At 73.3% G+C, this 25,248-nt stretch carries 21 protein-coding genes and 2 riboswitches; of the genes, 11 read left to right on the forward strand and 10 right to left on the reverse strand.

The features are described 5' to 3' along the window. Nucleotides 1-2 precede the first annotated feature (2 nt). Together iolB and IEW07_RS00430 are read right to left on the reverse strand one after the other, a co-directional pair. The gene (gene iolB / locus IEW07_RS00425) at nt 3-926 is read right to left on the reverse strand and encodes a 5-deoxy-glucuronate isomerase (protein WP_188533864.1); all 924 of its coding nucleotides are present in this window, start codon (nt 924-926) and stop codon (nt 3-5) included. A gap of 118 nt (nt 927-1,044) precedes the next feature. Continuing rightward, complete coding sequence (locus tag IEW07_RS00430; RefSeq protein WP_188533865.1) at nt 1,045-1,785, reverse strand: GntR family transcriptional regulator; 741 nt, start codon at nt 1,783-1,785, stop codon at nt 1,045-1,047. 344 nt (nt 1,786-2,129) lie between these two features. Here IEW07_RS00430 and IEW07_RS00435 point away from each other — a divergent pair, with 344 nt between their 5' ends. From IEW07_RS00435 to IEW07_RS00450, 4 genes are all read left to right on the forward strand, one after another. Then, on the forward strand, nt 2,130-3,158 hold the full coding sequence (locus IEW07_RS00435; RefSeq protein WP_229741458.1) for a substrate-binding domain-containing protein: 1,029 nt from the start codon (nt 2,130-2,132) through the stop codon (nt 3,156-3,158). Between the two features lie 29 nt (nt 3,159-3,187). After that, on the forward strand, nt 3,188-4,288 hold the full coding sequence (locus IEW07_RS00440) for an ABC transporter permease (RefSeq protein WP_188533866.1): 1,101 nt from the start codon (nt 3,188-3,190) through the stop codon (nt 4,286-4,288). A 72-nt stretch (nt 4,289-4,360) separates the two neighbouring features. Next, nucleotides 4,361-5,194 (forward strand): ATP-binding cassette domain-containing protein, encoded by an 834-nt coding sequence (locus IEW07_RS00445; RefSeq protein ID WP_229741496.1) that lies wholly within the window; start codon nt 4,361-4,363, stop codon nt 5,192-5,194. An 88-nt stretch (nt 5,195-5,282) separates the two neighbouring features. Next, nucleotides 5,283-6,356 (forward strand): Gfo/Idh/MocA family protein, encoded by a 1,074-nt coding sequence (locus tag IEW07_RS00450; protein ID WP_268235508.1) that lies wholly within the window; start codon nt 5,283-5,285, stop codon nt 6,354-6,356. A 14-nt stretch (nt 6,357-6,370) separates the two neighbouring features. Here the strand turns inward: IEW07_RS00450 and purU are convergent, their stop codons facing one another. The 4 genes from purU to IEW07_RS00470 all read right to left on the reverse strand — a co-directional run bounded on the left by purU (nt 6,371) and on the right by IEW07_RS00470 (nt 14,377). Further along, complete coding sequence (purU, locus tag IEW07_RS00455) at nt 6,371-7,243, reverse strand: formyltetrahydrofolate deformylase (protein ID WP_188533868.1); 873 nt, start codon at nt 7,241-7,243, stop codon at nt 6,371-6,373. A gap of 712 nt (nt 7,244-7,955) precedes the next feature. Next, nucleotides 7,956-9,194, reverse strand: a complete 1,239-nt coding sequence (locus tag IEW07_RS00460; RefSeq protein WP_188533869.1) for a benzoate/H(+) symporter BenE family transporter — start codon at nt 9,192-9,194, stop codon at nt 7,956-7,958. Between the two features lie 129 nt (nt 9,195-9,323). Next, complete coding sequence (locus IEW07_RS00465; protein ID WP_188533870.1) at nt 9,324-10,793, reverse strand: TY-Chap domain-containing protein; 1,470 nt, start codon at nt 10,791-10,793, stop codon at nt 9,324-9,326. Nucleotides 10,794-10,981: 188 nt separating this feature from the next. After that, a complete protein-coding gene (locus tag IEW07_RS00470) occupies nt 10,982-14,377 on the reverse strand; it encodes a DEAD/DEAH box helicase (protein ID WP_188533871.1) in 3,396 nt (1,131 codons plus the stop codon). Nucleotides 14,378-14,498: 121 nt separating this feature from the next. Between IEW07_RS00470 and IEW07_RS00475 the strand changes: the two genes are divergently transcribed. Next, nucleotides 14,499-17,621: a hypothetical protein gene (locus tag IEW07_RS00475; protein WP_188533872.1), complete on the forward strand. Its 3,123-nt coding sequence runs from the start codon at nt 14,499-14,501 to the stop codon at nt 17,619-17,621. Here IEW07_RS00475 and IEW07_RS00480 read toward each other — a convergent pair. Continuing rightward, nucleotides 17,611-17,784, reverse strand: coding sequence for a hypothetical protein (locus IEW07_RS00480; protein ID WP_188533873.1), 174 nt, complete (start codon nt 17,782-17,784; stop codon nt 17,611-17,613). The genes IEW07_RS00475 and IEW07_RS00480 overlap by 11 nt on opposite strands. A gap of 63 nt (nt 17,785-17,847) precedes the next feature. Here IEW07_RS00480 and cspE point away from each other — a divergent pair, with 63 nt between their 5' ends. Further along, nucleotides 17,848-18,054, forward strand: coding sequence for a transcription antiterminator/RNA stability regulator CspE (gene cspE / locus IEW07_RS00485; protein ID WP_047804984.1), 207 nt, complete (start codon nt 17,848-17,850; stop codon nt 18,052-18,054). A gap of 296 nt (nt 18,055-18,350) precedes the next feature. Here cspE and IEW07_RS00490 read toward each other — a convergent pair whose 3' ends face one another. Beyond that, nucleotides 18,351-18,644 carry a hypothetical protein gene (locus IEW07_RS00490; RefSeq protein ID WP_188533874.1) on the reverse strand — a complete coding sequence of 98 codons (294 nt, stop codon included), beginning with the start codon at nt 18,642-18,644 and terminating at the stop codon, nt 18,351-18,353. Nucleotides 18,645-18,656: 12 nt separating this feature from the next. Next, nucleotides 18,657-18,773, reverse strand: a riboswitch (SAM riboswitch). A 294-nt stretch (nt 18,774-19,067) separates the two neighbouring features. Further along, nucleotides 19,068-19,193, forward strand: a riboswitch (SAM riboswitch). 14 nt (nt 19,194-19,207) lie between these two features. On the opposite strand from IEW07_RS00490, the gene IEW07_RS00495 reads away from it, so the two are divergent. Both IEW07_RS00495 and IEW07_RS00500 read left to right on the forward strand, forming a co-directional pair. Beyond that, nucleotides 19,208-19,375 (forward strand): hypothetical protein, encoded by a 168-nt coding sequence (locus IEW07_RS00495; protein WP_188533875.1) that lies wholly within the window; start codon nt 19,208-19,210, stop codon nt 19,373-19,375. A 28-nt stretch (nt 19,376-19,403) separates the two neighbouring features. Further along, a complete protein-coding gene (locus tag IEW07_RS00500) occupies nt 19,404-19,769 on the forward strand; it encodes a PIN domain-containing protein (protein ID WP_188533876.1) in 366 nt (121 codons plus the stop codon). Nucleotides 19,770-19,785: 16 nt separating this feature from the next. Here IEW07_RS00500 and IEW07_RS00505 read toward each other — a convergent pair whose 3' ends face one another. Next, on the reverse strand, nt 19,786-20,955 hold the full coding sequence (locus tag IEW07_RS00505) for a glycosyltransferase family 4 protein (RefSeq protein WP_229741459.1): 1,170 nt from the start codon (nt 20,953-20,955) through the stop codon (nt 19,786-19,788). Nucleotides 20,956-21,104: 149 nt separating this feature from the next. On the opposite strand from IEW07_RS00505, the gene IEW07_RS00510 reads away from it, so the two are divergent. After that, nucleotides 21,105-22,502 carry a cell division protein PerM gene (locus tag IEW07_RS00510; protein ID WP_229741497.1) on the forward strand — a complete coding sequence of 466 codons (1,398 nt, stop codon included), beginning with the start codon at nt 21,105-21,107 and terminating at the stop codon, nt 22,500-22,502. Here IEW07_RS00510 and IEW07_RS00515 read toward each other — a convergent pair. Further along, nucleotides 22,412-22,897, reverse strand: coding sequence for a hypothetical protein (locus IEW07_RS00515; protein WP_188533879.1), 486 nt, complete (start codon nt 22,895-22,897; stop codon nt 22,412-22,414). The two genes, IEW07_RS00510 and IEW07_RS00515, sit on opposite strands and share 91 nt — an antisense overlap. Nucleotides 22,898-22,955: 58 nt before the next feature. Here IEW07_RS00515 and purN point away from each other — a divergent pair, with 58 nt between their 5' ends. Continuing rightward, on the forward strand, nt 22,956-23,537 hold the full coding sequence (gene purN / locus IEW07_RS00520) for a phosphoribosylglycinamide formyltransferase (protein ID WP_188533880.1): 582 nt from the start codon (nt 22,956-22,958) through the stop codon (nt 23,535-23,537). 97 nt (nt 23,538-23,634) lie between these two features. Further along, the gene (gene purH / locus IEW07_RS00525) at nt 23,635-25,245 is read left to right on the forward strand and encodes a bifunctional phosphoribosylaminoimidazolecarboxamide formyltransferase/IMP cyclohydrolase (RefSeq protein WP_188533881.1); all 1,611 of its coding nucleotides are present in this window, start codon (nt 23,635-23,637) and stop codon (nt 25,243-25,245) included. Nucleotides 25,246-25,248 lie beyond the last annotated feature (3 nt).

Here is a 25,248-nt window from a genome sequence, read left to right on the forward strand (position 1 = left end):
GCTCAGCGGCCGAACGGCAGCCGCGGGTCGACCGCCGACCCGTCCCAGGTGCGGCGGATCCAGCCGTGGTGCGGGTCGTCGCTGATCATCCACTCCCGGACCCGGCCCGGCCCGGCCATCACGTTGAGGTAGTACATGTCGTAGCCCGGCGCCGCCATGGCGGGGCCGTGCCAGCCGTAGGGGACGAGGACGACGTCGCCCGAGCGCACCTCGGCGTTGACGTCGATGGGCCGGTCGTCGGAGGCATAGACGCGCTGGTAGCCGAGGGCGTCCGCGCCGCCCTCCTCCGCGGTGGGGGGGGGCATGCCCGCGGCGAGCTGCGTCTCGAAGTAGTAGATCTCCTCGAGGGCGGTCTCGCCCTCCTTCTCCTCGTCGTGCTTGTGCGGGGGGTAGGAGGACCAGTTGCCGGCGGGGGTCAGCACCTCGCAGACGATGAAGCGGTCCGCCTCCAGGGCCGCGGGGGTGCCGAAGTTGTGCACCTGCCGGGAGCAGTTGCCCGCCCCGCGCAGCTCCACGGGGACCTCCTCGCGGAGCACGTGCCGCGCCGGGTACTCCTCGCGGGCCGGCGCGGAGGCCACGGCGACGCGGCCGCCCTCCTCGCAGATGAGGGTCAGGTCGGTGCGGACGCCGGTGTAGAGGACGTCGGTGGGGCCGGAGAACACGGAGGGACGGCCCATGAGGTCGTAGGTCCTCCCCCCGGCGTCGGCGCGGAAGGCCCCGGACAGGGGGACCACGATCCGCTCCTCGTCCACGGCGTCGAGGGCGAGGCCCTCGCCGGGTGCCAGGTCGGCCACGCGCAGGCCGGTGTGGGCCCAGCCGGGGACCTCGGTGGCGGAGTCGTGGCCGCCGAGGGAGACGAACCAGCCGTCCTGGGCGGCGGAGCCCTTGGGGTAGACCCATTCGGGGCGGGCGGGGGCGGCGGTCATGTGTTCCTCCTGTGTCGTCTGCTGTGTCGTCAGCTGTGTGGTCTGCCGTGTCGTCTGCTGTGTCCGCCGCTGCGGCGTGCCGTGTGCTCCTGTGCCGTGCTGCCGCGGGCGCGGCCGCTCAGCGCTGGACGAGGGTGAGCTCGAAGCTGTACTTGTCGGCCCGGTAGACGTGCCGTCCCGTCTCCACGGGGCGCCCGACGTCGTCCATGGCCGTGCGGCTCATCGCCACGAGGGCCGCCCCGGGCTCCACGCCGAGCTGTCCGGCCTGGAACTCGTCCGCGTTCACGGCCCCCACGCGCTGGTGGGCGAGCTGGAAGTTGACGCCCTGCCCCCGCAGGACCGCGTAGAGGCCCTCCTGCTCGAGCCGCTCGCGCGTGAGCTCGCACCGTGCGGCGGGGATCCAGTTCTCCATCAGGGCCAGCGGCTCGCCGTCCGTGCTGCGCAGGCGCACCAGGTGGTAGACCTCCGCGCCCGGCGCGAGGCCGAGCAGCTCGGCGATGTCGTTCTCGGCGGGGACCACGGCGAAGTCCAGCACCTTCGTGCTGGGCGCGCCCCCGCTGCGCTGCAGGTCGTCGTGCAGGCTGCTCAGCTCCAGGGAGCGGCGGATCTGGGAGCCCACCACCTGTGTCCCCACACCGCGCTTGCGCACCACCAGCCCGGCCTGGACCAGCTGGTCCATGGCCTTGCGCATGGTGGGGCGGGACAGGTTGAGGCGGTTGGCCAGGTCGATCTCGTTGTCCAGCTTGGTCCCCGGAGGGAGCTCGCCGCTGCGGATCGCGTCCTCGAGGCCCTGGGCCACCTGGTGGTAGAGGGGGACGGGAGAGGTCTTGTCGACCGTGAGACGGAGTGGGCCGGACATGGGGGCCTCCAAGGGGTCTGGCGAGGGGCGGCGCCGCCGGGTCGTCGGCGGCACCGCCCCGTCGTGGGCGGGCTGGCGGTCGCGCGGTGCGGGCCGGCCGTGTCGTCCTCGACAGCGGCCGGTCCGCACCGGGGCCTGTTCGGAGAGTAGCTGTCGGCGGAGCCTCGCGGACCGAGACTGCGCCGGGGGAGGGTCCCCACCCCAATTGTGGACGCCCTCTTGTGAGAATGTCCATACATTCTATTGACACATGTGATCCGGCTCACTCAGGATGATCCCCAAGCGGACGGCCGAGGTGGGCGCATCGAGGCGCGAGGCCCCGCAGCGACATGAGGAGAACTTCCATGACTGCACGACGTGTTTCCCCCGAGGGCCGGCGGACGGGGGTGCGACGGCGCCGCGCGGCTGCTGCCGCGCTGCTCCTCCCCGCCGTGGCGCTGGCGGGCTGCTCCTCGGAGGGCGGCCGCCGGCCCGCCGCGGACACCGGGGAGGGCGGCGGCCAGGTGGCCCAGACCGAGCCGATGAAAATCGCGATGGTCACCCACGCAGCCCCCGGTGACACCTTCTGGGACACCATCCGCAAGGGCGCCGAGGAGGCCTCGGCCAAGGACAACGTGGAGTTCCTCTACGGCTCCGACCCCGAGGGCGGGCGCCAGGCCCAGCTCGTGCAGCAGTACATCGACCAGGGCGTCGACGGCATCGCCGTGACCCTGGCCAAGCCCGACGCCCTGCGGGACGTGCTGGGCAAGGCCGAGGAGGCCGGGATCCCGGTGGTCTCGCTCAACGCGGGGGAAGGGGAGTTCGAGGATCTCGGCGCCTTCGCACACTTCGGGTCCGACGAGCAGCTGGCCGGTGAGACCGCCGGGGAACGGCTCAAGGAGGAAGGACTGCAGCACCCGATCTGTGTGATCCAGGAGCAGGGCCACGTGGGCCTCGAGGCCCGGTGCGCCGGTGTCAAGGAGGCGCTGCCCGAGACGGAGATCCTCTACGTGCAGGGCACCGACATGACCCAGGTGTCCTCCACGGCCACGGCCAAGCTGCAGACCTCGGCGGAGGCCGACGCGATCATCGGGCTCGGCGCCCCCATCACCATGACGCTGCTCGAGGCGAAGGAGTCGGCCGGCAGCGACGTGACCGTGGCCTCGTTCGACATGAACGGCGACCTCGCGCAGGCGATCGTCGACGGCGACGTGCTGTTCACCATCGACCAGCAGCCGTGGCTGCAGGGCTACCTGTCCGTGGACTCCCTGTGGCAGAACCACCGGGGCGCCTTCAAGATCGGCGGCGGCCAGCCCACGCTCACCGGACCCGCCGTGGTGGACTCCACCAACGCTGAGCAGGTCCTCCAGTACGCACAGGAAGGCGTCCGCTGAGCGGGCCCGAAAACCAGGAGAAGGAAGCCATGTCCTCCACCCGCACCCCGGCCGCCGCACCCGCGCCGGACCGCAGCTCCTCCGGAGCCCCGCCCACGCCCACCGCAGCCGCCCCGGCCGACGAGCGGGTCCAGACCCGAGGTCCGCTGGGTGCGTTCCTGGCCCGCCCCGAGATCGGTGCCCTGGTGGGCGCGCTGGTGGTCGCGGTGTTCTTCGCCGTCGCCGCCCCGTCGATCACCGCCCCGCAGTCGATCTCGACGGTCCTCTACGGGGCCTCGACGATCGGGATCATGGTGGTCGGGGTGTCCCTGCTGATGATCGGCGGGGAGTTCGACCTCTCGACCGGCGTGGCGGTGATCACCTCCGCCCTGACCGCCTCGATGTTCAGCTGGTACTTCGCCCTCAACGTCTGGGTGGGGGTGGGCGTGGCCCTGGCCGTGTCCCTGCTCATCGGCTTCGTCAACGGCTGGTTGCTGATGCGCACCAAGCTCCCCTCCTTCATCGTCACCCTGGCCACCTTCTTGATGCTCACCGGTCTGAACCTGGCCCTGACCCGCCTGATCGGCGGCTCGGTCTCCTCGCCCTCGATCAGCACCATGGACGGCTTCGCCGCGGCCAAGGCGATCTTCGCCTCCTCGGTGAGCATCGGCGGGGTGGAGGTGCGGATCACGGTCTTCTACTGGATCGCCCTCGTGGCCATCGCCTCGTTCATCCTGCTCAAGACGAAGATCGGCAACTGGATCTTCGCCGTGGGCGGGGACGAGAACGCCGCCCGGGCCGTGGGCGTGCCGGTGGCGCGCACCAAGATCGGGCTGTTCATGGGCGTGGGCCTGTGCGGCTGGCTGCTGGGCATGCACAACCTCTTCGCCTTCGACTCCGTGCAGTCCGGGGAGGGCGTGGGCAACGAGTTCCTCTACATCATCGGCGCGGTGATCGGCGGCTGCCTGCTCACCGGCGGCTTCGGCTCCGCGATCGGCGGGGCCCTGGGTGCGCTGATCTTCGGCATCGCCTCGCGCGGCATCGTCTACGCCGAGTGGAACCCGGACTGGTTCAAGTTCTTCCTGGGCCTGATGCTGCTGCTGGCCACCATCGTCAACATGTACGTGCGCAAGCGCATCGAGAGGAAATAGGTGAACACCGTGTCGACGCAGAACACCCCCACCGGCACCACCGCCGGCACCACCACCGACACCGTCGCGCCCCTGGTCGAGCTCGAGAACGTGGGCAAGCGCTACGGCAACATCATCGCGCTGCGCGACGTCACCATGGCCGTCGAGGCCGGGAAGGTCACCTGCGTGCTGGGCGACAACGGGGCCGGCAAGTCCACCCTGATCAAGATCATCGCCGGGCTGCACCAGCACACCGACGGGATCCTGCGGGTCAACGGCGCCGAGACCACCTTCACCTCGCCGCGGGAGGCCCTGGACGCCGGCATCGCCACCGTCTACCAGGACCTCGCCGTGGTGCCGCTGATGCCGGTGTGGCGCAACTTCTTCCTGGGCTCGGAGCTCACCACCGGGTTCGGTCCCTTCAAGCGGCTGGAGGTCGCGAAGATGAAGGAGATCACCAAGCGGGAGCTCTCGGACATGGGCATCGACCTGCGCGACGTCGACCAGCCCATCGGCACCCTCTCCGGCGGTGAGCGCCAGTGCGTGGCCATCGCCCGGGCCGTGCACTTCGGGGCGAAGGTCCTCATCCTCGACGAGCCCACCGCCGCCCTGGGCGTGAAGCAGTCCGGGGTGGTGCTGCGCTACATCCTGCAGGCCAAGGAGCGCGGGCTGGGCGTCGTGTTCATCACCCACAACCCGCACCACGCCTACCCCGTGGGGGACCGGTTCCTGCTGCTCAAGCGCGGGAAGTCCATCGGCTACTACGAGAAGAAGGACATCCTGCTGGGCGACCTCACCGCCCAGATGGCCGGCGGCGCGGAGCTGGAGGAGCTCACCCACGAGCTCGAGCAGCTCGGCGGGCACACCAGCCAGATGAAGCAGGTCCAGGCGGACATGGCGGAGTCCCTCTCCCGCCCCCGCGCCTGACAAGCCCCGGCCCCCGGGAACCGGCCACGACGCCGGGCCCCAGGGGCCGGTCCACGCCCGGCCCCTGGGGCCCGCCGAAGGAGCACCTGTGAACACCCAGCCCGTGACCACCGACCCCGTGACCACCGCGCCCGTGCGCATCGCGCTCGTCGGCGCCGGCCGCATCGGCGCCATGCACGCCGCCCATCTCGCCGCCCTGCGCGCCCCCGACGGGGGACCCGCTGTGCGGCTGACCGTCGTGGACGCCGTCGCCGCGCAGGCGGCCTCCGTGGCCGGGCCCCTCGGCGCCGGCACCAGCCCCTCCGTCGAGGCCGCGCTCGACGACGGCGTGGACGGCCTCGTCGTCGCCACCGGAACGGCGACCCACGTCGGCCTGATCCGCCAGGGCCTCGCGGCCGGGGTCGTCGTCTTCTGCGAGAAGCCGGTGGGCCTCACCGTCGAGGAGGCCCTGCCCCTCGTGGAGCAGATCGAGCGGACGGGGGCCCCGGTGCACATCGGCCACCAGCGCCGGCTCGACCCCGGGTACGTGCGCGCCAAGCAGGCGTTCGACTCGGGCGAGCTCGGCCGGCTGCACAGCGTCCGGGCCGTGACCGGGGACATGGTCCCGCCGCCCCTCGAGTTCCTCGCGACCTCCGGCGGGCTCTTCCGCGACTGCTCCGTGCACGACTTCGACGTCCTGCGCTGGATCACCGGCCGCGAGGTCGTCGAGGTCTACGCCCGCGGGTCCAACACCGGGGACCCGGAGATCGGGGCGGTGGGCGACGTGGACACCGCCCTGGCCGTGCTGACCCTCGACGACGGGACCCTCGCCACGGTCTCCGCCACCCGCTACAACGGGGCCGGCCACGACGTGCGGCTCGAGCTGCAGGGGTCCCTGGACTCGATCGCGGTGGGCCTGGACCGGCACACCGCCCTCCGGTCGGCCGAGCCGGGGACCGGCTTCCCGCCGGGACCGCCCTGGACCACGTTCCACGAGCGCTTCGCCGTGGCCTACCGCCGCGAGATGGCGGCCTTCGTCGAGGTGGTCCGGGGCGAGCTCGACCCGCCCTGCACGGCCCGGGACGCCGTGGCCGCCTCGCGCGTGGCCGACGCCGCCCAGGAGTCGCTCGAGCGCGGCGTCGCGGTCCGGGTGGCGCCGCTGGCGCCGGCGCCGGCCGGCTGAGCCGGACGGGTCCCTCAGACCAGGACGATGGTCCGGTTGCCGGAGAGCACCACGCGCCCCTCCGCGTGCCACTTCACGGCCCGCGAGAGGGCCTGCATCTCGGCGTCACGGCCCACAGCCACCAGGTCGTCGGGGGTGTGGGCGTGGTCCACCGGGATGACGCGCTGCGCGATGATCGGGCCCTCGTCGAGGTCGCCGGTCACGTAGTGCGCGGTGGCACCCACCATCTTCACCCCGCGCGCGTAGGCCTGGTGGTAGGGCTTGGCGCCCTTGAAGGACGGCAGGAACGAGTGGTGGATGTTGATGCACCGCCCCGACAGCTCGCGGGTCAGCTCGTCCGAGAGGATCTGCATGTAGCGGGCGAGGACGACGAGCTCGGCGTCGTAGCGGTCCACGAGCTCCAGCAGCCGCCCCTCGGCGTGCTCCTTGGTCGCGGCGGTGACGGGCACGTGGTGGAACGGGACGCCGTGCCACTCGACGAGGCTCTTGTGGTCCAGGTGGTTGGAGACCACGGCCACGATCTCGATGGGCAGCTCGCCGATCCGGGTGCGGTGCAGCAGGTCGGTGAGGCAGTGGGAGAACCGGGAGACCATGACGAGGACCCGGGTCCGGCGCTCCACGGAGACGAGCCGGAAGCGCATGCCGTGCCGGGCGGCCACCGGGGCGAAGCCCTCGGTGAGGGACTCGACGGTCGCGCTGCCCTCCTCGCTGACGGTGTGGCAGCGGATGAAGAACTCGTCCGTGAACCGGTCGGAGAAGTGCTTGACGTCGAAGATGTCGCAGGCCTGCTCCGTGAGGTTGGAGGTGATGGCGCTGACGAGTCCGTGGGCCTCCGGGCAGTGGACGGTCAGGACGTGTTCGACGGTCCCCGGGACCTGGTCGGGCATGGGAGGGCTCCTCGGCGGGCGGCAGCGGGCGGTGCCGCGCGCCAGGGGTCGACGACGCCGGGCGCGGCCCTACGATCCTAATGGGGCCGCACCGGTGGTCCGTACGCCGGGGTGCCCGGTCCGCCGGCGGGTGATCGCTCCACGGCGCGGGGGGCGGGCAGCGAGCACGTCCGGTCGGTGCCGCGCAGGTCCGTTGAGGACCGATGGCCGCGGGAACGGGCAGTAGGAGTCCGCCCGGCGCGGGGAGAGATGCGCCTCCGGTGGAGGACCCGCGGCCATCGGCAGGCGTTGAACGCCTCAACAGAGGAGAGCCGTGGGCTGAGCGGCTTTCAGAACACGGGCGCCGGAGACGGTGCACCCCCCAGTGCGTCCGAATCGGTCCGACCCGTGCAATTTCCCCCATTGCTGTGGCTTTCACCACGAGCGTCACTTTATCGGACCCGTGGCGGAACGGCACCTGCTTCTCCCGCCGAGATCGCCGCCGCCCCTCGTGACGCCCCTCCGGGGGACGACCGGGGGACGACCGGGGGAACGGCGCGGAGCGCGGCGGAGCCGGAGAACGGCGGAAATCCGGGGGCGATCCGCGGCGTCGCCGCGACCGTCCGGCCCGGGAGCCGCACGCGTCTCGGTGTCTGTCCCCGCAAGAGGGGACGCTCACCGTTCGCTTTCGTGACGGTGCGTGCGGTTCCGGCGGCGGGCGCCGCCCGGGGCGTCAGCGCCCGCGGGAGGCGCTGGGGCGGCGGAGGATGGCGTACGCCGCGATGCCCACGAGCATGCCCCAGAACGGCGAGACGATGCCGAACGGCTGGATCCCGGAGACCGTCACCACCAGGGTGATCAGGGCCGCCTCGATGACCGCCGGCTGGTGCCGGCCCGGGTGCATGCTGTCGAAGAACGAGCCCTGGAGCGCGCCGAGCAGCGCCACCCCGGCGAGGGCTGTGATCATGCCCGGCGGGATCGCCGAGAACGCGGCGACGATGGTGTCGGCGAACAGCCCGAAGAGGACGTAGAAGAACCCGCACGAGATGCCAGCCACGTAGCGCCGGTCGATGTTCGGGTGGGACTCGGGGCTCGTCGCGATGCCGGCGGTCACGGCCGCGAGGTTGAGGGCGTGGCTGCCGAAGGGGGCGAAGGCGATCGACGCGACGCCCGAGGCCCCCAGCAGGAGGCGGTCCCGGGCCTCGTAGCCGGCCGTGTGCATCATGGCCAGGCCCGGGGCGTTCTGCCCGGCCGCCGTGACGATCAGCAGCGGGATGCTGATGCCGGCGATCGCCTCCCAGGAGAACGTCGGCAGCGTCAGCACCGGCGCCGTGAGGCCGAGGTCCAGGGCGACGGGCTCGATCCGCCCCCGGACCACGGCCATGAGCACGCCCAGGGCCAGGGCCCCGAAGACCGCGTAGCGGGGGAAGAAGCGCCGGCCCAGGAGGTAGCCGAGGACCAGGGCGCCCGCCACCCACGGGTTCTCGACGACGGCCGCGGCCACCTTGATGGAGAACGGGAACAGCACGCCCGCGAGGACGGCCGCGGTGATGGGCTTGGGCACGGCGGCCAGGATCTTCCCGAACAGCCCGGTCACGCCCAGGAGGAGGCCGAGGACGGCGGTGACGACATAGGCGCCCACGGCGTCCGAGAAGGAGTAGTTGCCGAGCGAGGTGATCAGCAGCGCCGCTCCGGGGATGGACCACGCCACCATGACGGGCTGGCGGGTCCACAGGCTCATGACGGCGCAGGTGAGGCCGGAGCCCACCGAGATGGCCCACACCCAGGAGGATGTCAGCTCGGGGCTGAGCCCTCCGGCCCGCGCCGCCTCCAGGACCACCAGGACGGGTCCGGAGTAGGAGACGACCACCGCGATCAGGCCGGCCAGGGCCGCGGACGCGGACCAGTCGTGGCGGAGGCTGCGGCGGGGCCGCCCGCTCGTCCGGGGGGTGGTCGGGGCGGGTGAGCTCATGGGCTGCTCCTGAGAGGGCGGACGGGACACCGGGTCAGCCTATGGCGCATCTCACACGAGCGGAAATATGGGTCCCGCATGATTGCGTCGCGTCAGCGTATGAGTGCCCGCACCGGGAGCGCGTCCCGCTCAGAGGTCGTCGGCGCCCGCGTCCGTGGCCCCCGTGTCCGTGGGGGCGGCGGTGGGGGCGGCGTCCGTGCCGGCGGGGTCGGCGTGCCAGCGCCGCTGGTCCGGCGCGAGCACGGCGGCCCCGCTCCCGCCCACCGGCTCGGCGGGGAAGGACCCGACCCCCCAGTGGAAGCGGTAGGGGTCGGAGCAGCCCCAGCCGAAGCGCAGGCCGTCCACCAGCTTCTGCGCGGCCTCGGCGAAGCCGTGCGGGGCCGTGGTCCACGGCTGGTCCCACGCCGAGGGCTCGTGCCACTCGTCCTCGTGGAAGAAGGTGTCGTCGACGGGCCACTCCGCGCGGCTCAGCTGGCCGCCCGAGACCACGGCGCACTCGACGCCGTGGGGTCCGACGCCCGCCCAGGCGGCAGGGGCCTCCGGCCCGTGCGTGCGGAGCTCGTACTCGACGACGAGGAAGTCGTTCCACGGCAGCCGGGCCAGCACCGTGGCGATCAGGGTGCGCAGGTCCTCCCACACGCCCTCGTCGGCGGCCTGGGAGCGGCCGCCCGCGGCGGAGACCACCCCGATGCCCTGCCGGCCCAGCATCTCCTGCGCCTCGGGCGTCGCCAGGTCGGACCACGTCCTCGTGTCGCCGAAGCCCTCGCCCGTGTGCTCGTCGGCGGGCTGCCGGGACGAGGCGAAGCGCATGGCCTCCTCCCAGGAGCCGAAGAACCGCCGCACCCCGTCGAAATACGGGCGGGGCGTCCGGCCGGCGCCCTCGGAGACGGCCCACCGCCCGTAGCGTGCCGTGGTGGGCCTGCGCCCGGTGGTGCGGCAGTGGGAGAGGAACGCCGTCACGGCCGCGGCGTACTCCTCCTCGGTGAACGCCCGGTGCCCCGGCTCCCCCTCCTCCGCGGAGAACCCCATCCCGTCCGTGGCCACCAGCCACCGTCCGTCGCCCAGGCGCTGGGAGACGGTGCGCTCGGGGGCCGGCCAGTAGTGCGCCAGCGAGCACAGGAACCGGGCGTCCGTGCACAGGCCCAGGCGCGCGCGCTCGTAGTCGTGGGCGCTGAACGTCGTCGTGGGGTCCTCGGCACAGTGCTTCATCGCCGCGCCGATCAGGGACAGGGTCCGGCGGGTCACGGACCCGTCGGCGTCGGTCGCCGCGAGGAGCCCCGTCACGTCGCGGACGGTCTCCGTGCTCAGGTGCACGGCGGCGTGGTCCGGGTCCGGGTCCAGGCCCAGGTGCTGCGCGAGGGCCAGCCAGATCCCCGCCCGCATCGCGGCGTCGCTGATCTGCGGGGCGGCCGTCTCCAGGGAGAACCGCTGGTTCAGGTGGGAGATCGCCTCGTCGAGCAGGGCGGGGGACTCCTCGGGGAACAGGAGCAGGAAGCGGAACCGCACCTGGCCCCGGGTGAGGCCCCGCTCGGCCATCGCCGAGATGAGCGGCCCGTAGCGCTGCACGAAGCCTGTCAGACCCGCCACGGCGTAGGGCATGGTGGGATCCTCCGGTCGAGATGTCGTGGTGGTGGGCTGCGGCGCGGGGAGCACGAACCGTGGTCGCGCCGAAGGACCGAGCCGTCGGTCGTGCTGTCGATGCTAGCCGCTCGCCGTCCGCGTCCTGCGGCCCCCGCGGATTATGACCGACTGTTGACCTGCTGGTGAGCGGGGGGGTTGCGCCTGGCCTACGGTTCCAGCAGGCCCCGGATGTCCTCGGCCGTCAGGGCGCCGGAGAACATTCGGTCGTCGTCCAGGACCGCCGCGAACAGCCTGGCCTTGCGCTCCTTGAGCTCCATGACCTTCTCCTCGATGGTGTCCTTGGCCACCAGCCGGTAGACCATGACCTTCTTCTGCTGGCCGATCCGGTGCGTGCGGTCCACCGCCTGCTCCTCCGTGGCCGGGTTCCACCACGGGTCGAGCAGGAAGCAGTAGTCGGCCTGCGTCAGGTTCAGCCCGAAGCCGCCGGCCTTGAGGCTGACCAGGAACACCGGCACCTCCCCGGAGGTGAACCGCTCCAGCACGCGGGCGCGGTCCGTCGTCGAGCCGTCGAGGTAGGCGTAGGGGATCCGCAGCTCGTCGAGGCGGGCGGCGGCCTTCTTGAGGAAGCTCGTGAACTGGCTGAACACGAGGGGCCGGTGGCCCTCGGCGACGATCTCGGGCAGGTGCTCGAACAGGAGGTCGAGCTTGCTCGAGGAGACGTCGGCCTCGGGATCCACGAGGGAGGCGTCGAGGCTGAGCAGCCGCAGGGTGGTCAGGGACTGGAAGATCGTGAACCGGTTGCGGTCGAGGTCCCGCAGCAGCCCCAGGACCTTCTGCCGCTCCCTCTGGAGGCGCGTGTCGTAGATCCGGCGGTGGGCCGGGGAGAGCTCCACCTCGATGGTCTGCTCCAGCTTCGGCGGCAGGTCGAGGTCCACGGACTCCTTGGTGCGGCGCAGCATGAGGGGCTTCACGCGCCGGCGCAGGCGGGCGAGCGCCTCGGCGTCCTCGCCCCGCTCGATCGGCCGCTGGTAGCTCTCCGAGAACTTCCGCCGCGACGGGAACAGTCCCGGGGCGGTGAGGGTGAGCAGGGCCCACAGCTCGGTGAGGCTGTTCTCGAGGGGGGTGCCGGTGATCGCCAGCTTGAAGGGCGCGTCGATCTCCTTGACGGCCCGGTGGGCCTTGGTGCGGGGGTTCTTCACGAACTGCGCCTCGTCGAGCAGCACGCCCGCCCACGTCGTGCCCCGGTAGGCGGCCTCGTCCAGGCGCAGGAGGGTGTACGACGTCACGACCACGTGCGCGCCGGCGGCCGTCCGCGCGAGCTCCGTGCCGGCCTTCGCCTGGGTGTCCGTGACGCCGGCGACGACGAGGGACGGCGCGAAGCGGTGGATCTCGGTGACCCAGTTGGGCACCACGGACGTGGGGGCGACCACCAGGAAGGGCGGCAGCCCCGGGTCCCGCTCGAGGGCGTGGCAGATCAGGGCGATGGCCTGGACCGTCTTGCCCAGGCCCATGTCGTCGGCGAGGATCCCGCCCAGCCCGTGGTCCCACAGGAACGCCAGCCACGAGTAGCCGTCCCGCTGGTACGGGCGCAGCTCGGCGTGCAGGGTGGCGGGCACCGCGGCCGCCGCCACGGGGGCGTCCCCGGAGGTCCCCCCGGCGTCCCCTGCCGCGTCCCCTGTGCCGCCGCGTCCCGGAGCGGCGAGGTCGAGCAGCGCGCGCACCCCTGTCCGCCAGGCCTCGGCCTGGTCGGTGTCGGTGGCGAGGTCCTCGAGGTCCTGCCACAGCCCGGCCTGGTGCCGGTGGATCCGCAGGGGCCCCTCGGGGCCGTCCTGGAGGGAGCGGGCCTCGGCGATGAGCTCGCGCAGCCGGTCGAACTCGGGGCGGTCCAGGGCGAACCAGGACCCGTCGGGGGTGAGCATGACGTCCTGGCCCAGGTCCAGGGCGCGGAAGACGTCGGCGAAGGGGATGTAGAACTCGCCCACCTTGACCGTGACCCCCAGGTCGAACCAGTCGCGGCGCTCCGTGGCGGCGGTGCTCACGGTGATGGTGGGCGGGGCGGAGATCTCCCGGTACGCCGGACGGGTCCCCGTGTGCTCGATCCGGAGGTCCTGGACCTTCTCGAGCTCGGGCAGCCACTCGCGCACCAGCACCAGGGCGTCCCCGGCCACGTAGGTCGAGCGGCGGAGGTCGATCCCCGGCGCCCGGTGCTGCACGGCCGCGGCGACGGCCGTCTCCCAGGAGCTCTCCCGGTCCACGGGCTCGTCGGCCAGGGGGTCCAGCGGCCGGAACGGCAGCCGGACGCGGTCCCGGCCCCGCTGGTACTCCCACTCCCAGCGGACGCGGATCGTCAGGTCCTGGTGCTCCAGGACCAGCACCAGCTCGGGGTCCGCCACCTGCGGCAGCTCGATGGACCCGTCCCCGTTGCCGATGTCCATGCTGCGCCGCAGGCGCGGGAAGTAGCGGTCGAAGAACTCGTCGACCTCGTTCTCGGGGATCGTCAGGCCGCCCGCGGTGTCGAGGAAGCGCCGCTGCTCGCGGGTCAGCCGGGTGGCCAGCGGCACCAGGCGCAGCGGGAAGACGTTGAGGTCCTCGGTGTCCGCGACGGCCTGGGGGTCGCCGTCCGGGTGGAACAGCCCGTGGCCGGGGTCGCCGATGATCCGGGCGGTGGCGAGCGCGACGCGGCGCCCGCCGCTGTCCACGGTCGGCCGCAGCTGGAGGGCCTCGCCCGCGCCGCGGACGACGTCCACGGAGAACCGGCCGGGCTCGTCGACCGTCACGGGCAGCCCGTGCTCCCGGCCCACCAGGGAGATCCCGGCGTCCTCCGCCCGGGCCAGGATGCCCCACAGGAGGGGCGAGGCGTAGGAGTCCAGCCGGATCCAGTGCCGGTCGTGGACCACGTAGGGGGAGCGGGTGGCGCTCAGGGCGCGCAGCTCGTCGAACCAGTCCACCTGCGCGGGGGTGAGGGAGGCGGAGGCGTCGCCGGTGACCCGCTCCCAGTCCAGGCCGCCCTTGATCCACTGCCCGCGCCGCCCCCGGCGCACCGGCCGCACGTACACGTGCCACGGCGCCGCGGGGCGCCCGCTGCCGGGCCGGCCGTGCACGTGGCGGAACGGCTCCCGGCGCAGGTCGAACTCCAGGCCCGCGCCGCCGGTCTCCTCGGCCTCCGGCAGCCCCGGTCCGGGCGCCCCGCCCAGGATCCGGGAGAGGGCGTCCTTCCAGTCCGGGGCCCCGGGGGCCTCCCGGTCCTGGCCCGGCCGGAGGGCGGGGGCGGCGGAGCCGCCCGCGCGGTGGGCCAGGACGGCCGTCTCGAAGTTGTTGCGCAGCACCGCGGCCACGGCGTGCTTGCAGAACCCGCCGGCCGGGCAGCTGCACCATGCCGGCCCGGGCACGCCGCCGGCGCCGAGGCGCACGGAGACCGAGTACACGGCGCCCGAGCCCTCGACCTCGGCGGTCAGCCGGCCCGTCCCGTCGGCGCCCGGGGACCACTGCACGGAGCGGACCCGGCCGGACCGGTTGTACTCCTGGCCGCGCTGGTAGACCGCGGGTCCTGCCGCGGCCACGAGCCGCGAGGAGTCCACGAAGGGACCGGGAGGGGAGTGCATCCCTCCACCGTATCCGCCCGTCGCGGCCTCCGCCGACGCACGGGGCTCCCGGGGCTCTCTATAATCATGGCGACCCCTCGAACGACGACAGCGGCCCCACGTGGCCGCGGACGGAGGACTCGTGCCCGACGCTGCTGGGCTCCGGCTCGGAGACCATGCCATTGCCGACAGTGCCGAGGAGGTCGCCTACCTTCGGTGGAACGACGCCGTGTGCGCCGCCTTCTTCGGCCCGCACCGGTCGGGGGAGCTCGTCTACCTCGACCTGGACGAGCGGACGCTCGCCGCGATCGGGGAGGAGCGCGGCCTCGACGGGCCCGCGACCCTGCGCGCGCTCGCGGACTCCGTGACGCCGCTGCTCACGACCGGGGACGGGCGGCGCTCCGTCTTCGAGACGTTCACCCGTCTCAACGCCACGTGGTACCGGGCCACGCGGCGCAGCCTGGACTCCCTGGCCGAGATCCCGCCGCCCCCCGTGGTCGCCCTCCTGGCCCTGTTCGCGCTCGCGGGCCGGCACATGTCCACCCTGGCCGCGCGGACGGGCAACAAGTCCGTCTCCACGTTCTACCTGCCGCTGGCCGTGCTCCTGCAGGCGGGCCCGGAGAACGCGAAGCAGCTCGAGGCGTCCTTCAAGAAGGACACCGAGGCGTACTGGGACGCCCTGCGCTACTGGCTGGAGCTGCGCGACGGCGAGATCGGCCTGCCCACGGCCTACGCCGTCAACCAGCGACCCGTGGGCCTGGCCCTCTCCCAGACGCTGTTCGGCGAGGCCGAGCGGCGCCAGCTGCACCGCATGTTCGAGGACCTCGGCATGACCACCGCGCAGGGGCTCTCCGCCGCGGAGCTCGGCGTCTACCTCGACTACTGGCTGGACGTCGCCGACACCCGGGCGTCCAAGGCCATGAAGCAGGTCTGGGCCAACCCGCTCACCCGCGAGCCCGGCCTGGAGATCGCCCTCGCGGAGCTCGCGGTGTGGGAGAAGTCCAGCGAGCAGGCCCGGGCCGAGGTGCGGGCCGGCAGCCGGCCGGGCCGCAGCGCGGTGAAGTCCTGCTCCCTGTCCCTCACGGACAGCACCGACTACGTGGGCAACCCCGTGTTCGAGCTCGGCTTCGTGGTCCCCAAGCGGTTCCTGTCCGGCCGCGAGGTCGAGCTGGAGACCACGGCCGGGCCCCGCACCGTCTTCCTGTCCTACATCGGGGACGCCTTCCTGGGGGTCTCGGCCTACACGGCCCGGATCGAGCCCGGCACCCTGCTCGGCGGGTCGCTGCAGGTGAGCGCGGGTGAGGTGCGCTTCGAGCGCAACCCGCGCCCCGTCGTCGTCTTCGCGAAGGACGGGTTCTCGGACACGTTCATCTCCGTGGACCACATCCCGGTCGCCTGGCCGTGCCGCATCATGGTCCGGGACGAGCCGGAGTGGATCGCCCAGATCAAGCGGATCCTCGACGACTCCGCCTCCCCGGACTACCGCTTCGTCCCCGCCGGGACCCAGGGCCTCGCCGAGGGCTGGGTGATGTTCGACGACGTCCAGGTGCTGCGGGCCGGCAACCCGGAGCTGACGGCCAACGACAACTTCTCGGGCCTGGTGCCCCGCCTGGTCCCCGCGGTGACCCTCTCCGGCGGCCTGCGGATCCCCGGCGACGTGGTGCGCTGGTCCGCCCTGCGCCCGCCGCAGGTGACCGTCACCTCGGACACCGACGTGCCGCTGACGGTGGAGTGCGAGTGGCGCAACCCGCACTCCTTCCGGCTGGAGAAGACGAAGCTCGCCGAGAACCGTGTCCCGCCGTTCCAGATCTCGCTGGGCGGCACGCCGCTGGGGCGCCCGGACGGGACCCTCAAGCCCAACGACTACGCCCTGGTCCTCAAAGCGGGCCGGACGGTCCGGCAGCGCCGCGAGTTCAAGCTGCGGGACTCGTCGTTCTACCTGACCCAGCGCTCCCTCGGCTACGAGGGGGAGATGGTGCACGTGGCGGACGAGCCCCTCTGGCCGGTCACCGCGTCGACCGTGGCCGAGCTGCCCGACGAGTACGTGCAGGGCTCCTTCGACAACCTGCCCTCCCGCGAGGTCCCGGTGACGCACGAGGTCCCCGGCGCCCCGGGCTGGCACTCGTCCGAGGGGCAGCTGCTGCTCGAGCGCACCAACCTGCTCCCGGAGCCGGAGGGCCGGTCCTGCCTGGCCACCGGCCGGCACCGGATCGTGCTGCCGGCCATGGAGCCCAAGGCCAGGGCGCCGTGGATCTTCGGGGAGTGCGCCCAGTGCGGGCTGCAGAAGCGCTACCCCGGCCGGCTGACCAAGCCCTCGGCGATCACCCAGGCGGGGACCGTCGAGGCCCTGCGGTTCATCGGCCCGGACGAGGGGGAGTACCCGTCCTCCTGGCTGCCGTTCCGCGACACCCTCACGTTCCTGGGCGGGGGCAAGCGTTCCAGCCTGTCCATCGTGGCCCGCCAGCTGGAGGACTCGGAGCGCTTCGAGGAGTGGTTCGTGGGCCATCTGCAGGCCCTCGGCTTCCTTGAGGTCGTGCGCGACGAGCACTGGACGGTGCGCCGCTGGCAGGTCTGCGGCCCGTCCCTGACCCAGCTCGTGGACGGGTCCGTGCTGCTCACCGGCGGGTGGACCCCCGAGAAGGAGTCGGTGGTGGCCGAGGCCGCCGCGGCCCAGGACGCCTCCGTGGTGGTGCTGTCCCCGGAGGACCACGCCACCACGCTGCTGCAGGACGTGGACCTGGAGAAGCTGCAGGCCGCGCTGCCCGAGGGCCTCTGCGACGTCGTCTTCGAGGCCGGGCCCGTGATGCTGGACACCCTGCCCCCGCTGTCCGAGGTCGAGGAGCACCTGCGGCGCTCCGAGATGCAGTACAACGGCGTGGCCGAGCGCTTCGTGCCCGAGGACGCGACGTGGGAGGCCACCGAGGACCGGGAGCGGCCGGGGCTCTACCGGATCAACCACCACCACCGCACCCGGTACGCCTTCCGCACCCCGGCCGACGTCGAGTCCGGCCACGCCCGGCTCGTGGCCTCCGGGATCGGCAAGCACTTCGCGGCCCGGCAGGCGGGGGTGCCGATCATGTCCTACGACCCGGACCTCCAGCTGCTGTCCGTGCCGATCGGGGCGGAGCTGTCCGGGCTCTACGCCCGCGCCGCGGTCCTGTGCTCCGGCCTGCTCCCCTCCAAGGTGGACGAGGACTTCTCGCTCAACTACGGGGACATCTCGCCGGAGTTCGCCGAGGTGCTGCTCGCCAAGCTCATGAGCTGAGGCGCTCTCCTGCCGCACAGCCCGCCGCCGGGCTGTGCGGCGGGCTGTGCGGCAGGAGGAAATCCGTGTACAGTGTTCCGAAGTTGTTGAGGTTGTCGTTTTTGTATTTCAAGCAGTTCGGCCCGCTCGGGTGCAGCAGTTTTTCTGAGAAGACGTTTCCCACGCATCACAACTCTTGTTTCTCGAAGGCCGGGAAACGTTCATCTCCGAAAGATCAGGTATCCCCATGACTACCGGTATCGTCAAGTGGTTCAACGCTGACAAGGGCTTCGGCTTCATCACCCCCGAGGACGGCTCCAAGGACGTCTTCGCCCACTTCTCCGCGATCAACTCCGGCGGCTTCCGCTCGCTGAACGAGAACGACCGCGTCGAGTTCGAGACCCAGGACGGCCCCAAGGGCCCCCAGGCCGCGAACATCACCGTCATCTCCTAAGGACCGGTCCCAGGGCCCCCGGGCCCGACCCGTCCGCAGAACCGTCGCCAGGCACCCGCCCGGCGGCGGTTCTGCCGTTCCCGGGAGCGCTTCCCGAGCACGGGCCCTGCCGGCGACGAAGGCCCGGACGGAGCGCCCGTCGTGGCCGCGGCGCCGCGGCTCCGGCACCCCGGTTCCGGCGCCACGGCTCCGGCACCGCGGTTCCGGCCGCCGCCGACCCACCACCACTGCTCCGGCACGACGAAGGCCGCGACCCCCGAGGGGGCCGCGGCCTTCGTCGTGTCCTCTCCGCTCGTCTACGCCGACAGCGGGAGGGAGGACGGGTGCAGCTTGAAGAACGGGTGGCGGCCGGTGGCGGCCGTGGCGCCGGGAACAAGCAGCTGGCGGTACTTGGCGCACCATTGCGCCGTGCCCGCGGTGTGCTCCGCCGCGGCGGCGAGGTCGTCGGCCTCCGGGGTCAGATACTCCTGGACGTCGCCGTCGGAGGCGGTCAGCCGGACGAGGTGCAGATGGGGGAGAGCGGTGACGGTGACGTCGACCCACTCCTCCCGCTGGTCGGTGGTGGCAGTTCTCTCATAGGACATGGTCATGTTTTTTCTCTCCTGACGTTCTTGCGGGCATCCGATGCCGTTGCCCGCCGCTTCGTCATCCGAACCACCCGTGAACTGCGGGTTGGCGCGCAGCTGGTCGGAGCCTTTCCACGGCCCCTCTGCGGGACGGTCCGTCCCGTTCGAGCCCGTGGAAGCTACATCTCGAGAAGCACGTCCAGGCTACCGCGCTCCTCCGACACCGGACCAAGTCGACCGTGATTTGTGTCACCGGGAGCGTAATGCTCGGCAACCTCCTCGCGGCCTCCCGCCTGCGTTCCTGCGTCGTCGTGCCACCAGTGAACACGGACGATGTGTCACGGACGTGTCGGGGCGGTGACGGTCCGGGGACGGTTCGGGGGCGTCCTCCGCGCGCCCGCCCGAGAGCATGCGGGGCCCCCGGGGCGTGTGGTTCAATGGGAGGAGCTTCAAGAGACCCGGTCGGCAAGCTCCGACTTGACCGGGCACCAACCCCATGTTCACGGGTGGTTCGGATGAGGAAGCGGCTCGCATCGCCGCCACGGCGGCACCCGGTGCGAGCAAGAGCATCGAGAAGGACCCCTGTCATGCCCGACATCCCCGATCCCGCCGCCGTGCCCTGCACCGTCCCCGCCGGCTCGCTCGCCTCGACCGCGATGAGCGTCGACGACTACGCGCGCGTGGTGCAGTCCCGCACGGCGTTCGTCGACTTCCTGCTGGCCCCCGCCCGCGACCGGCTCGCCGTCGCGGCCTGAGCCGCCCGACGCCGCCGCCTCGACCGCCGTGGACCTGCTCCTGGACCGTTCCGTGCTGCTGGGGATCCGCGCCCCCGGACGCAGCCCGGGCCTCGCCGACGCCCTGCGCCGGCACGGGCACCGGCGGCTGTTCGTGCCCGCCCCCGTCCTGGGCGAGCTGCTGGCCGGCCGCCCGGCCGAGGAGCTGTGGGTGGAGCAGCTCGAGCTGCGCTTCCCCGAGCGGGTGCTCCCCGTGGACGCGGCCGTCGCCCGGGTCTGGGGCGCGCTCGGCGCCCCCTCGAAGGACCCGGTCGCGGAGCTGACGGCGGCGACCGCCCTGGCGCACGGGCTGACCGTGCTCAGCGCCGAGGCGCACCGGTACGCCGGCATCGAGGTGCCCGTCCTGTCGGTGTGACCCGCCCGGACGCCCCTCAGGCGGTGCGGCGGTGGCTCGGGCCGCGGGTCCGGAGGGCCAGCTCCCCGGCCCGGTCGTAGTGCTCCAGCAGCTGGTTGCCCAGCGCCTCCCAGGTGCGGTCCTGCACCGACGCGTGCGCGGCGGCCCCGAACGCCGCCCGCTTGGCGTCGTCGCCCACGAGGTCCGCGACGTGCCCGCGCATCGCGGCCAGGTCCCCCGGGGGGTACAGCCACCCGGTGCGCGACTGGTCGACGAGGTCGAGGGGCCCGCCCCGGCCCGTCGCGACCACGGGCACCCCGGAGGCCATGGCCTCCTGGATGGTCTGGCAGAAGGTCTCGAACTCGCCCGGGTGCACGAAGACGTCGAAGGACGCCACGAGCCGGGCGAGGTCGGACCCCGTCCGGAAGCCGGCGAAGTGCGCGTCCGGCAGCCGCCGCCGCAGGGCGGCCTCGTCGGGACCGGAGCCCACGACGACGAGCCGGGTGCCGGGCAGCCCGGCGAGCGCGGCGAGGTCCTCGACCTGCTTCTCCGGGGCGATCCGGCCCACGTAGCCGATGATCCGCCGGCCGGGGGCCACTGCCCGGCGCCACTGCTCGTCCCGGTGGGCGGGGGAGAACCGGGCGGTGTCCACGCCCCGCCGCCACACGTGCACGTCCCGCACCCCGTGGTTGGTCAGCTGCCGGACGGACGCGGAGGACGGGGCGAGGGTGAGGGTCGCCAGGTTGTGCATCGCGCGCACGCGCGCCCAGAGGAACGGCTCGAGGAACGGTGCCCCGTACTTCGCCGCGTAGCCCGGCACGTCCGTCTGGTAGACGGCCACGCACGGCACGCCCAGCTGGTGGGCGGCCACGACGGCGCGGCGCCCCAGGACGAACGGGGAGGCGGCGTGCACGACGTCGGGCCGGAACCGCTCCAGCAGCCGGCGCACGCGGGCGACGGTCCCGCCGGCCACGCGCACGTCGGGGTAGCCGGTCAGGGGGACGGAGGGCAGACGGTGCACGGGCACGCCGTCGAGGTCCTCGACGACGTCCTCGACGCCGCCGCCACGGGGGGCGGGGGCGTAGGAGGGGGCCACGACGACGACGTCGTGCCCGCGGGTGCGCAGGTGCTCGACCACTCGCAGGACCGAGTGGGTGACACCGTTCATGTGGGGGAGGAACTGTTCGGCGACCACGGCGACTCTCACGCTCCCGAGCCTCGCCACGGCAGGCGACGGGGCGGTCGTTCCCGCGTGGCCCACCGGTGAAGGGGCCGTGAACATCCGTGCGCCCGGGACCGCCCGCGGGCGGCTCCGGCTGCGGTGGCCGGCGGGCGGGCATGGGAGGATGGGCGGTGATGATCACCAACGGCTCTCCTTCCCCCGACCGCCGCGGTGTGCCGATGCCCCTGTGGCTGCAGGGCCCGGTGGAGCTCGGCTCCGTGGCCCTCGGCTCCTACCTGCTGATCCTGTTCACCGTGCTCATGGTGTGGCTCGCGGACGGGTTCGACGACCTCGGCCTGACCGGCGGGTTCGCGCTCTCCGGGCAGGTGTGGCTGCTCGCCCACCTGACGCCCCTCGAGGTGGCGCTGGATCCCGGCGCGGGGCTGCCCGCCACGACCGGGACGCTGAACCTGGTGCCGCTCGGGCTCACCCTGCTCCCCTTCGGCCTCGCGTGGATCGCCGGGCGCCGCCTGGCCCGCGCGTGCTGGGAGGGGCAGTTCTGGCAGCCCTACCTCAGCGGCCTCGCCGCCTACGCCGGGCTGGGCGCCCTGGCCGCGCTGCTGTTCGGCACGGACGAGGTCTCGGCCGGCCCGCTCGCGGCCGCGGTCTTCCCGCTGGTGCCCGTGGCCCTCGGCGCCCTCGTGGGCGCGTACCGGACCTCCCGCTCCCTGCCGGGGCTGATCGGGGTCAACGCCGCCGCGTGGGTGGAGCGCACCAGCCAGTACTCGCGCTGGACCGGCTCCTACCTGTGGGCGGTCCTGCGCGCCGGGTTCGTCGCCGTCGTCGCCGGGGTGGGCGCGGGCGCGGCCCTGCTCGCCGCCGCCCTGATCTGGAACTGGAACGACGTCATCGCGGTCTACCAGCGGCTGGGCACCGGCGCGCCGGGGGACACCGCCCTCACCGCGCTGCAGCTCGGCTACCTCCCCAACCTCGTGGTCTACGCCCTCGCCTGGGCCACCGGCGCCGGGTTCGACGTCGGGAGCGGGGTCCACACCTCGCCCCTCGGCACCGATCCCGGCCCGGTCCCGCTGCTGCCCGCGCTCGCCGCGCTGCCCCCGGCGGAGCTCCCGCCCTGGGCCCTCGGCGTCGTGGTGCTGCCCCTGCTGGCCGGGGTGCTGGCCGGGTGGTGGTTCCTGCGGGAGGGCGAGAACCACCTCGACGACTGGATGGCGATCCGCCTGCCCGCGCGGTGGATCACGCTCCCGCTCTCGACGCTGCTCACGGGCGTCCTCATCGGCGCGGTCGCCGGCGCGCTCGGCATGCTGCTGGGCCTGCTGGCCCACGGCTCGCTCGGGCTCGGCCGGCTCGTCGACATCGGCCCCGACGGGCTGCAGGTGCTGCTGTGGTTCGGCGCCGAGGTCGCGGTGGGCGCCGTCATCGGCTGCGCGGCGGGGCCGTGGCTCGAGCACGAGCCCGCGTTCGCCCCGCCGCGCACGGCGGCTCAGGGGGCGGCCGTGGCCGCCGAGGGGGCGCCGGGCGCGGAGGCGCCGGCGGAGTCCTCCGCCGACGGGCTCCCGGAGCCCCCGAGGTAGGACCAGATCCCGTCCTCCAGCTGCTCCCGGCACTGGGCGCCGCCGGAGAGCGTGAGCGTGCTGGACACGCACTGCTCGTAGGCCTCGGCCACCGGCCACAGCGCGAGCCTGGTCCCGCCGGTCACGAGGCCGAAGGCACCCAGGACCAGTGCGGCGCTCCCCGCCGCGACCAGGCTCCGGCGGGGGGACAGCCCGCCCGAGCGGACGAGCGCGGTGATGCCCAGCCCGACCGCCGCGGCGGCCGCCACGGCCCCCGCCACGGTGAGCCACAGCCCGGACCCCACGAGCACCGTGGCCACCGCCCCGCAGACCAGGCCCGCGCCGGCGGTGCGGATCGCGGTGGTGCGCCGGGCGCTGCGCGCAGGGTCGTCGGGGGCCGGTGGGGGAGGGGTCATGCCCCTCACTCTAGGGCACCCGCCCGGACGCCCCCGGTGCCCCGATAGACTGGCGGGCATGCGCATCGTGGTCATGGTCTCCGGGTCCGGCACCAATCTCCAGGCGGTCCTCGACGCCGTCCGGGAGGGCCGGATCGACGTCGAGATCGCGGCCGTGGGGGCGGACAAGCCCTGCCGGGGCCTCGAGCGGGCGGAGGCTGCCGGGATCGAGACGTTCGTCGTCGCGCCGCGCGAGCACCCCGACCGGGCGCGGTGGAACCGCGCACTGGAGCGGGCCGTGGCGGCGCACGCGCCGGACCGCGTCCTGTTCGCGGGGTTCATGCGCATCGTGGACGCCGCGTTCGTCGAGGCGTTCAGCGGGCGGATCATCAACACCCACCCCTCGCTGCTGCCGTCCTTCCCGGGCGCGCACGCCGTCCGGGACGCCCTGGCGCACGGCGTGAAGGTCACCGGCGTGACCGTCCACGAGGTCGTCGCCGACGTCGACGCGGGCCCGATCCTCGCCCAGGCCGCCGTCCCGGTCCTCCCCGGGGACACCGAGGAGGAGCTGCACGAGCGGATCAAGACCGCCGAGCGGGCCCTGCTCGTGGACACGCTCGGGGCACTGGCCCGGGAGGGTGCTCTCCGCGACGCCCGCTGAACGGGGCCGGAGCGGTCCGGGAGGTCCGAGGGGTCCGTAAAATGGTCCCCGGCGGACTCCCGCCCGACATCCACCACCCCGAACGCTTGGAGAACCCGTGAGCCTCATCCAGCTCGACCGCGTGCCCATCCGACGAGCCCTCGTGTCCGTCTACGACAAGACGGGGCTGGAGGAGCTGGCCCGCGGCCTGCACGAGGCCGGCGTGGCCCTCGTCTCCACCGGTTCGACGGCGCGCCGCATCGCCGAGGCCGGGGTCCCGGTCACGGAGGTCTCCGAGGTGACCGGCTTCCAGGAGTGCCTGGAGGGCCGCGTCAAGACCCTCCACCCGCGGGTGCACGCAGGCATCCTCGCGGACCGGCGGAAGCAGGACCACATGGACCAGCTCGCGGAGCTGGACATCGAGCCGTTCGACCTCGTCGTGGTCAACCTCTACCCGTTCGTGGAGACCGTCCGCTCGGGCGCCGCCCAGGACGAGGTCGTCGAGCAGATCGACATCGGCGGCCCGTCCATGGTCCGCGCCGCCGCGAAGAACCACGCCGCGGTCTCGGTCGTCGTGGACCCCGCGGCCTACGGCGAGGTCGTCGAGGCCGCGTCCTCCGGGGGCTTCGACCTCCGGGCCCGCCGCCGGCTGGCCGCCGCCGCCTTCGCCCACACCGCCGCCTACGACACCGCGGTGGCCACCTGGACCATGCAGCAGTTCGAGCAGGACGAGGACGCGAACTTCTGGCCGCCCTACGCCGGTCTCGCCTTCCAGCGCTCGGCCTCCCTGCGCTACGGCGAGAACCCGCACCAGAAGGGCGCCCTGTACGTCGACGAGGCCGCGGCCCCCGGCATCGCCCAGGCGGACCAGCTGCACGGCAAGGAGATGTCCTACAACAACTACGTGGACGCCGACGCCGCCCTGCGCGCCGCCTACGACTTCGACGAGCCGGCCGTGGCCGTCGTCAAGCACAACAACCCCTGCGGGCTCGCCGTGGCCACCCCCGGCGCCGCCGACCCGATCGCCGACGCCCACCGCAAGGCCCACGCGTGCGACCCGCTCTCGGCCTACGGCGGCGTGATCGCCGCCAACCGCCCGATCACCCGGGCCATGGCGGAGACCGTGCAGGACATCTTCACCGAAGTCGTAGTGGCCCCCGGCTTCGAGCCCGAGGCCCTCGAGATCCTTCGGGCGAAGAAGAACATCCGGCTGCTGGAGCTCCCGGAGGGCTTCGCCCGCGACGCCCTGGAGTACCGCCAGATCTCCGGCGGGGCCCTCTTCCAGGTCTCGGACCGGCTCGACGCCGCCGGGGACGACCCCGCCACCTGGACCCTGGCCGCGGGCGCCCCGGCGGACGAGCAGACGCTCGCCGACCTCGCCTTCGCGTGGAAGGCCCTGCGGCCGGTGAAGTCCAACGCGATCCTGCTCGCCGACGGCGGCGCCTCCGTGGGCATCGGCATGGGCCAGGTCAACCGCGTGGACTCGTGCCGGCTCTCCGTCGAGCGGGCGAACACGCTGGGCGAGGAGGGCGCCGAGCGCGCCCGGGGCGCGGTCGCGGCGTCGGACGCGTTCTTCCCGTTCGCGGACGGCCTCCAGGTGCTGCTGGACGCGGGCGTGCGCGCGGTCGTCCAGCCGGGCGGGTCGATCCGCGACGAGGAGGTCGTCGCCGCGGCCGAGGCCGCCGGCGTGACCATGTACTTCACCGGGGCGCGGCACTTCTTCCACTGACCC

Source organism: Kocuria dechangensis (assembly GCF_014636775.1).
GTDB classification, from domain to species: domain Bacteria; phylum Actinomycetota; class Actinomycetes; order Actinomycetales; family Micrococcaceae; genus Kocuria; species Kocuria dechangensis.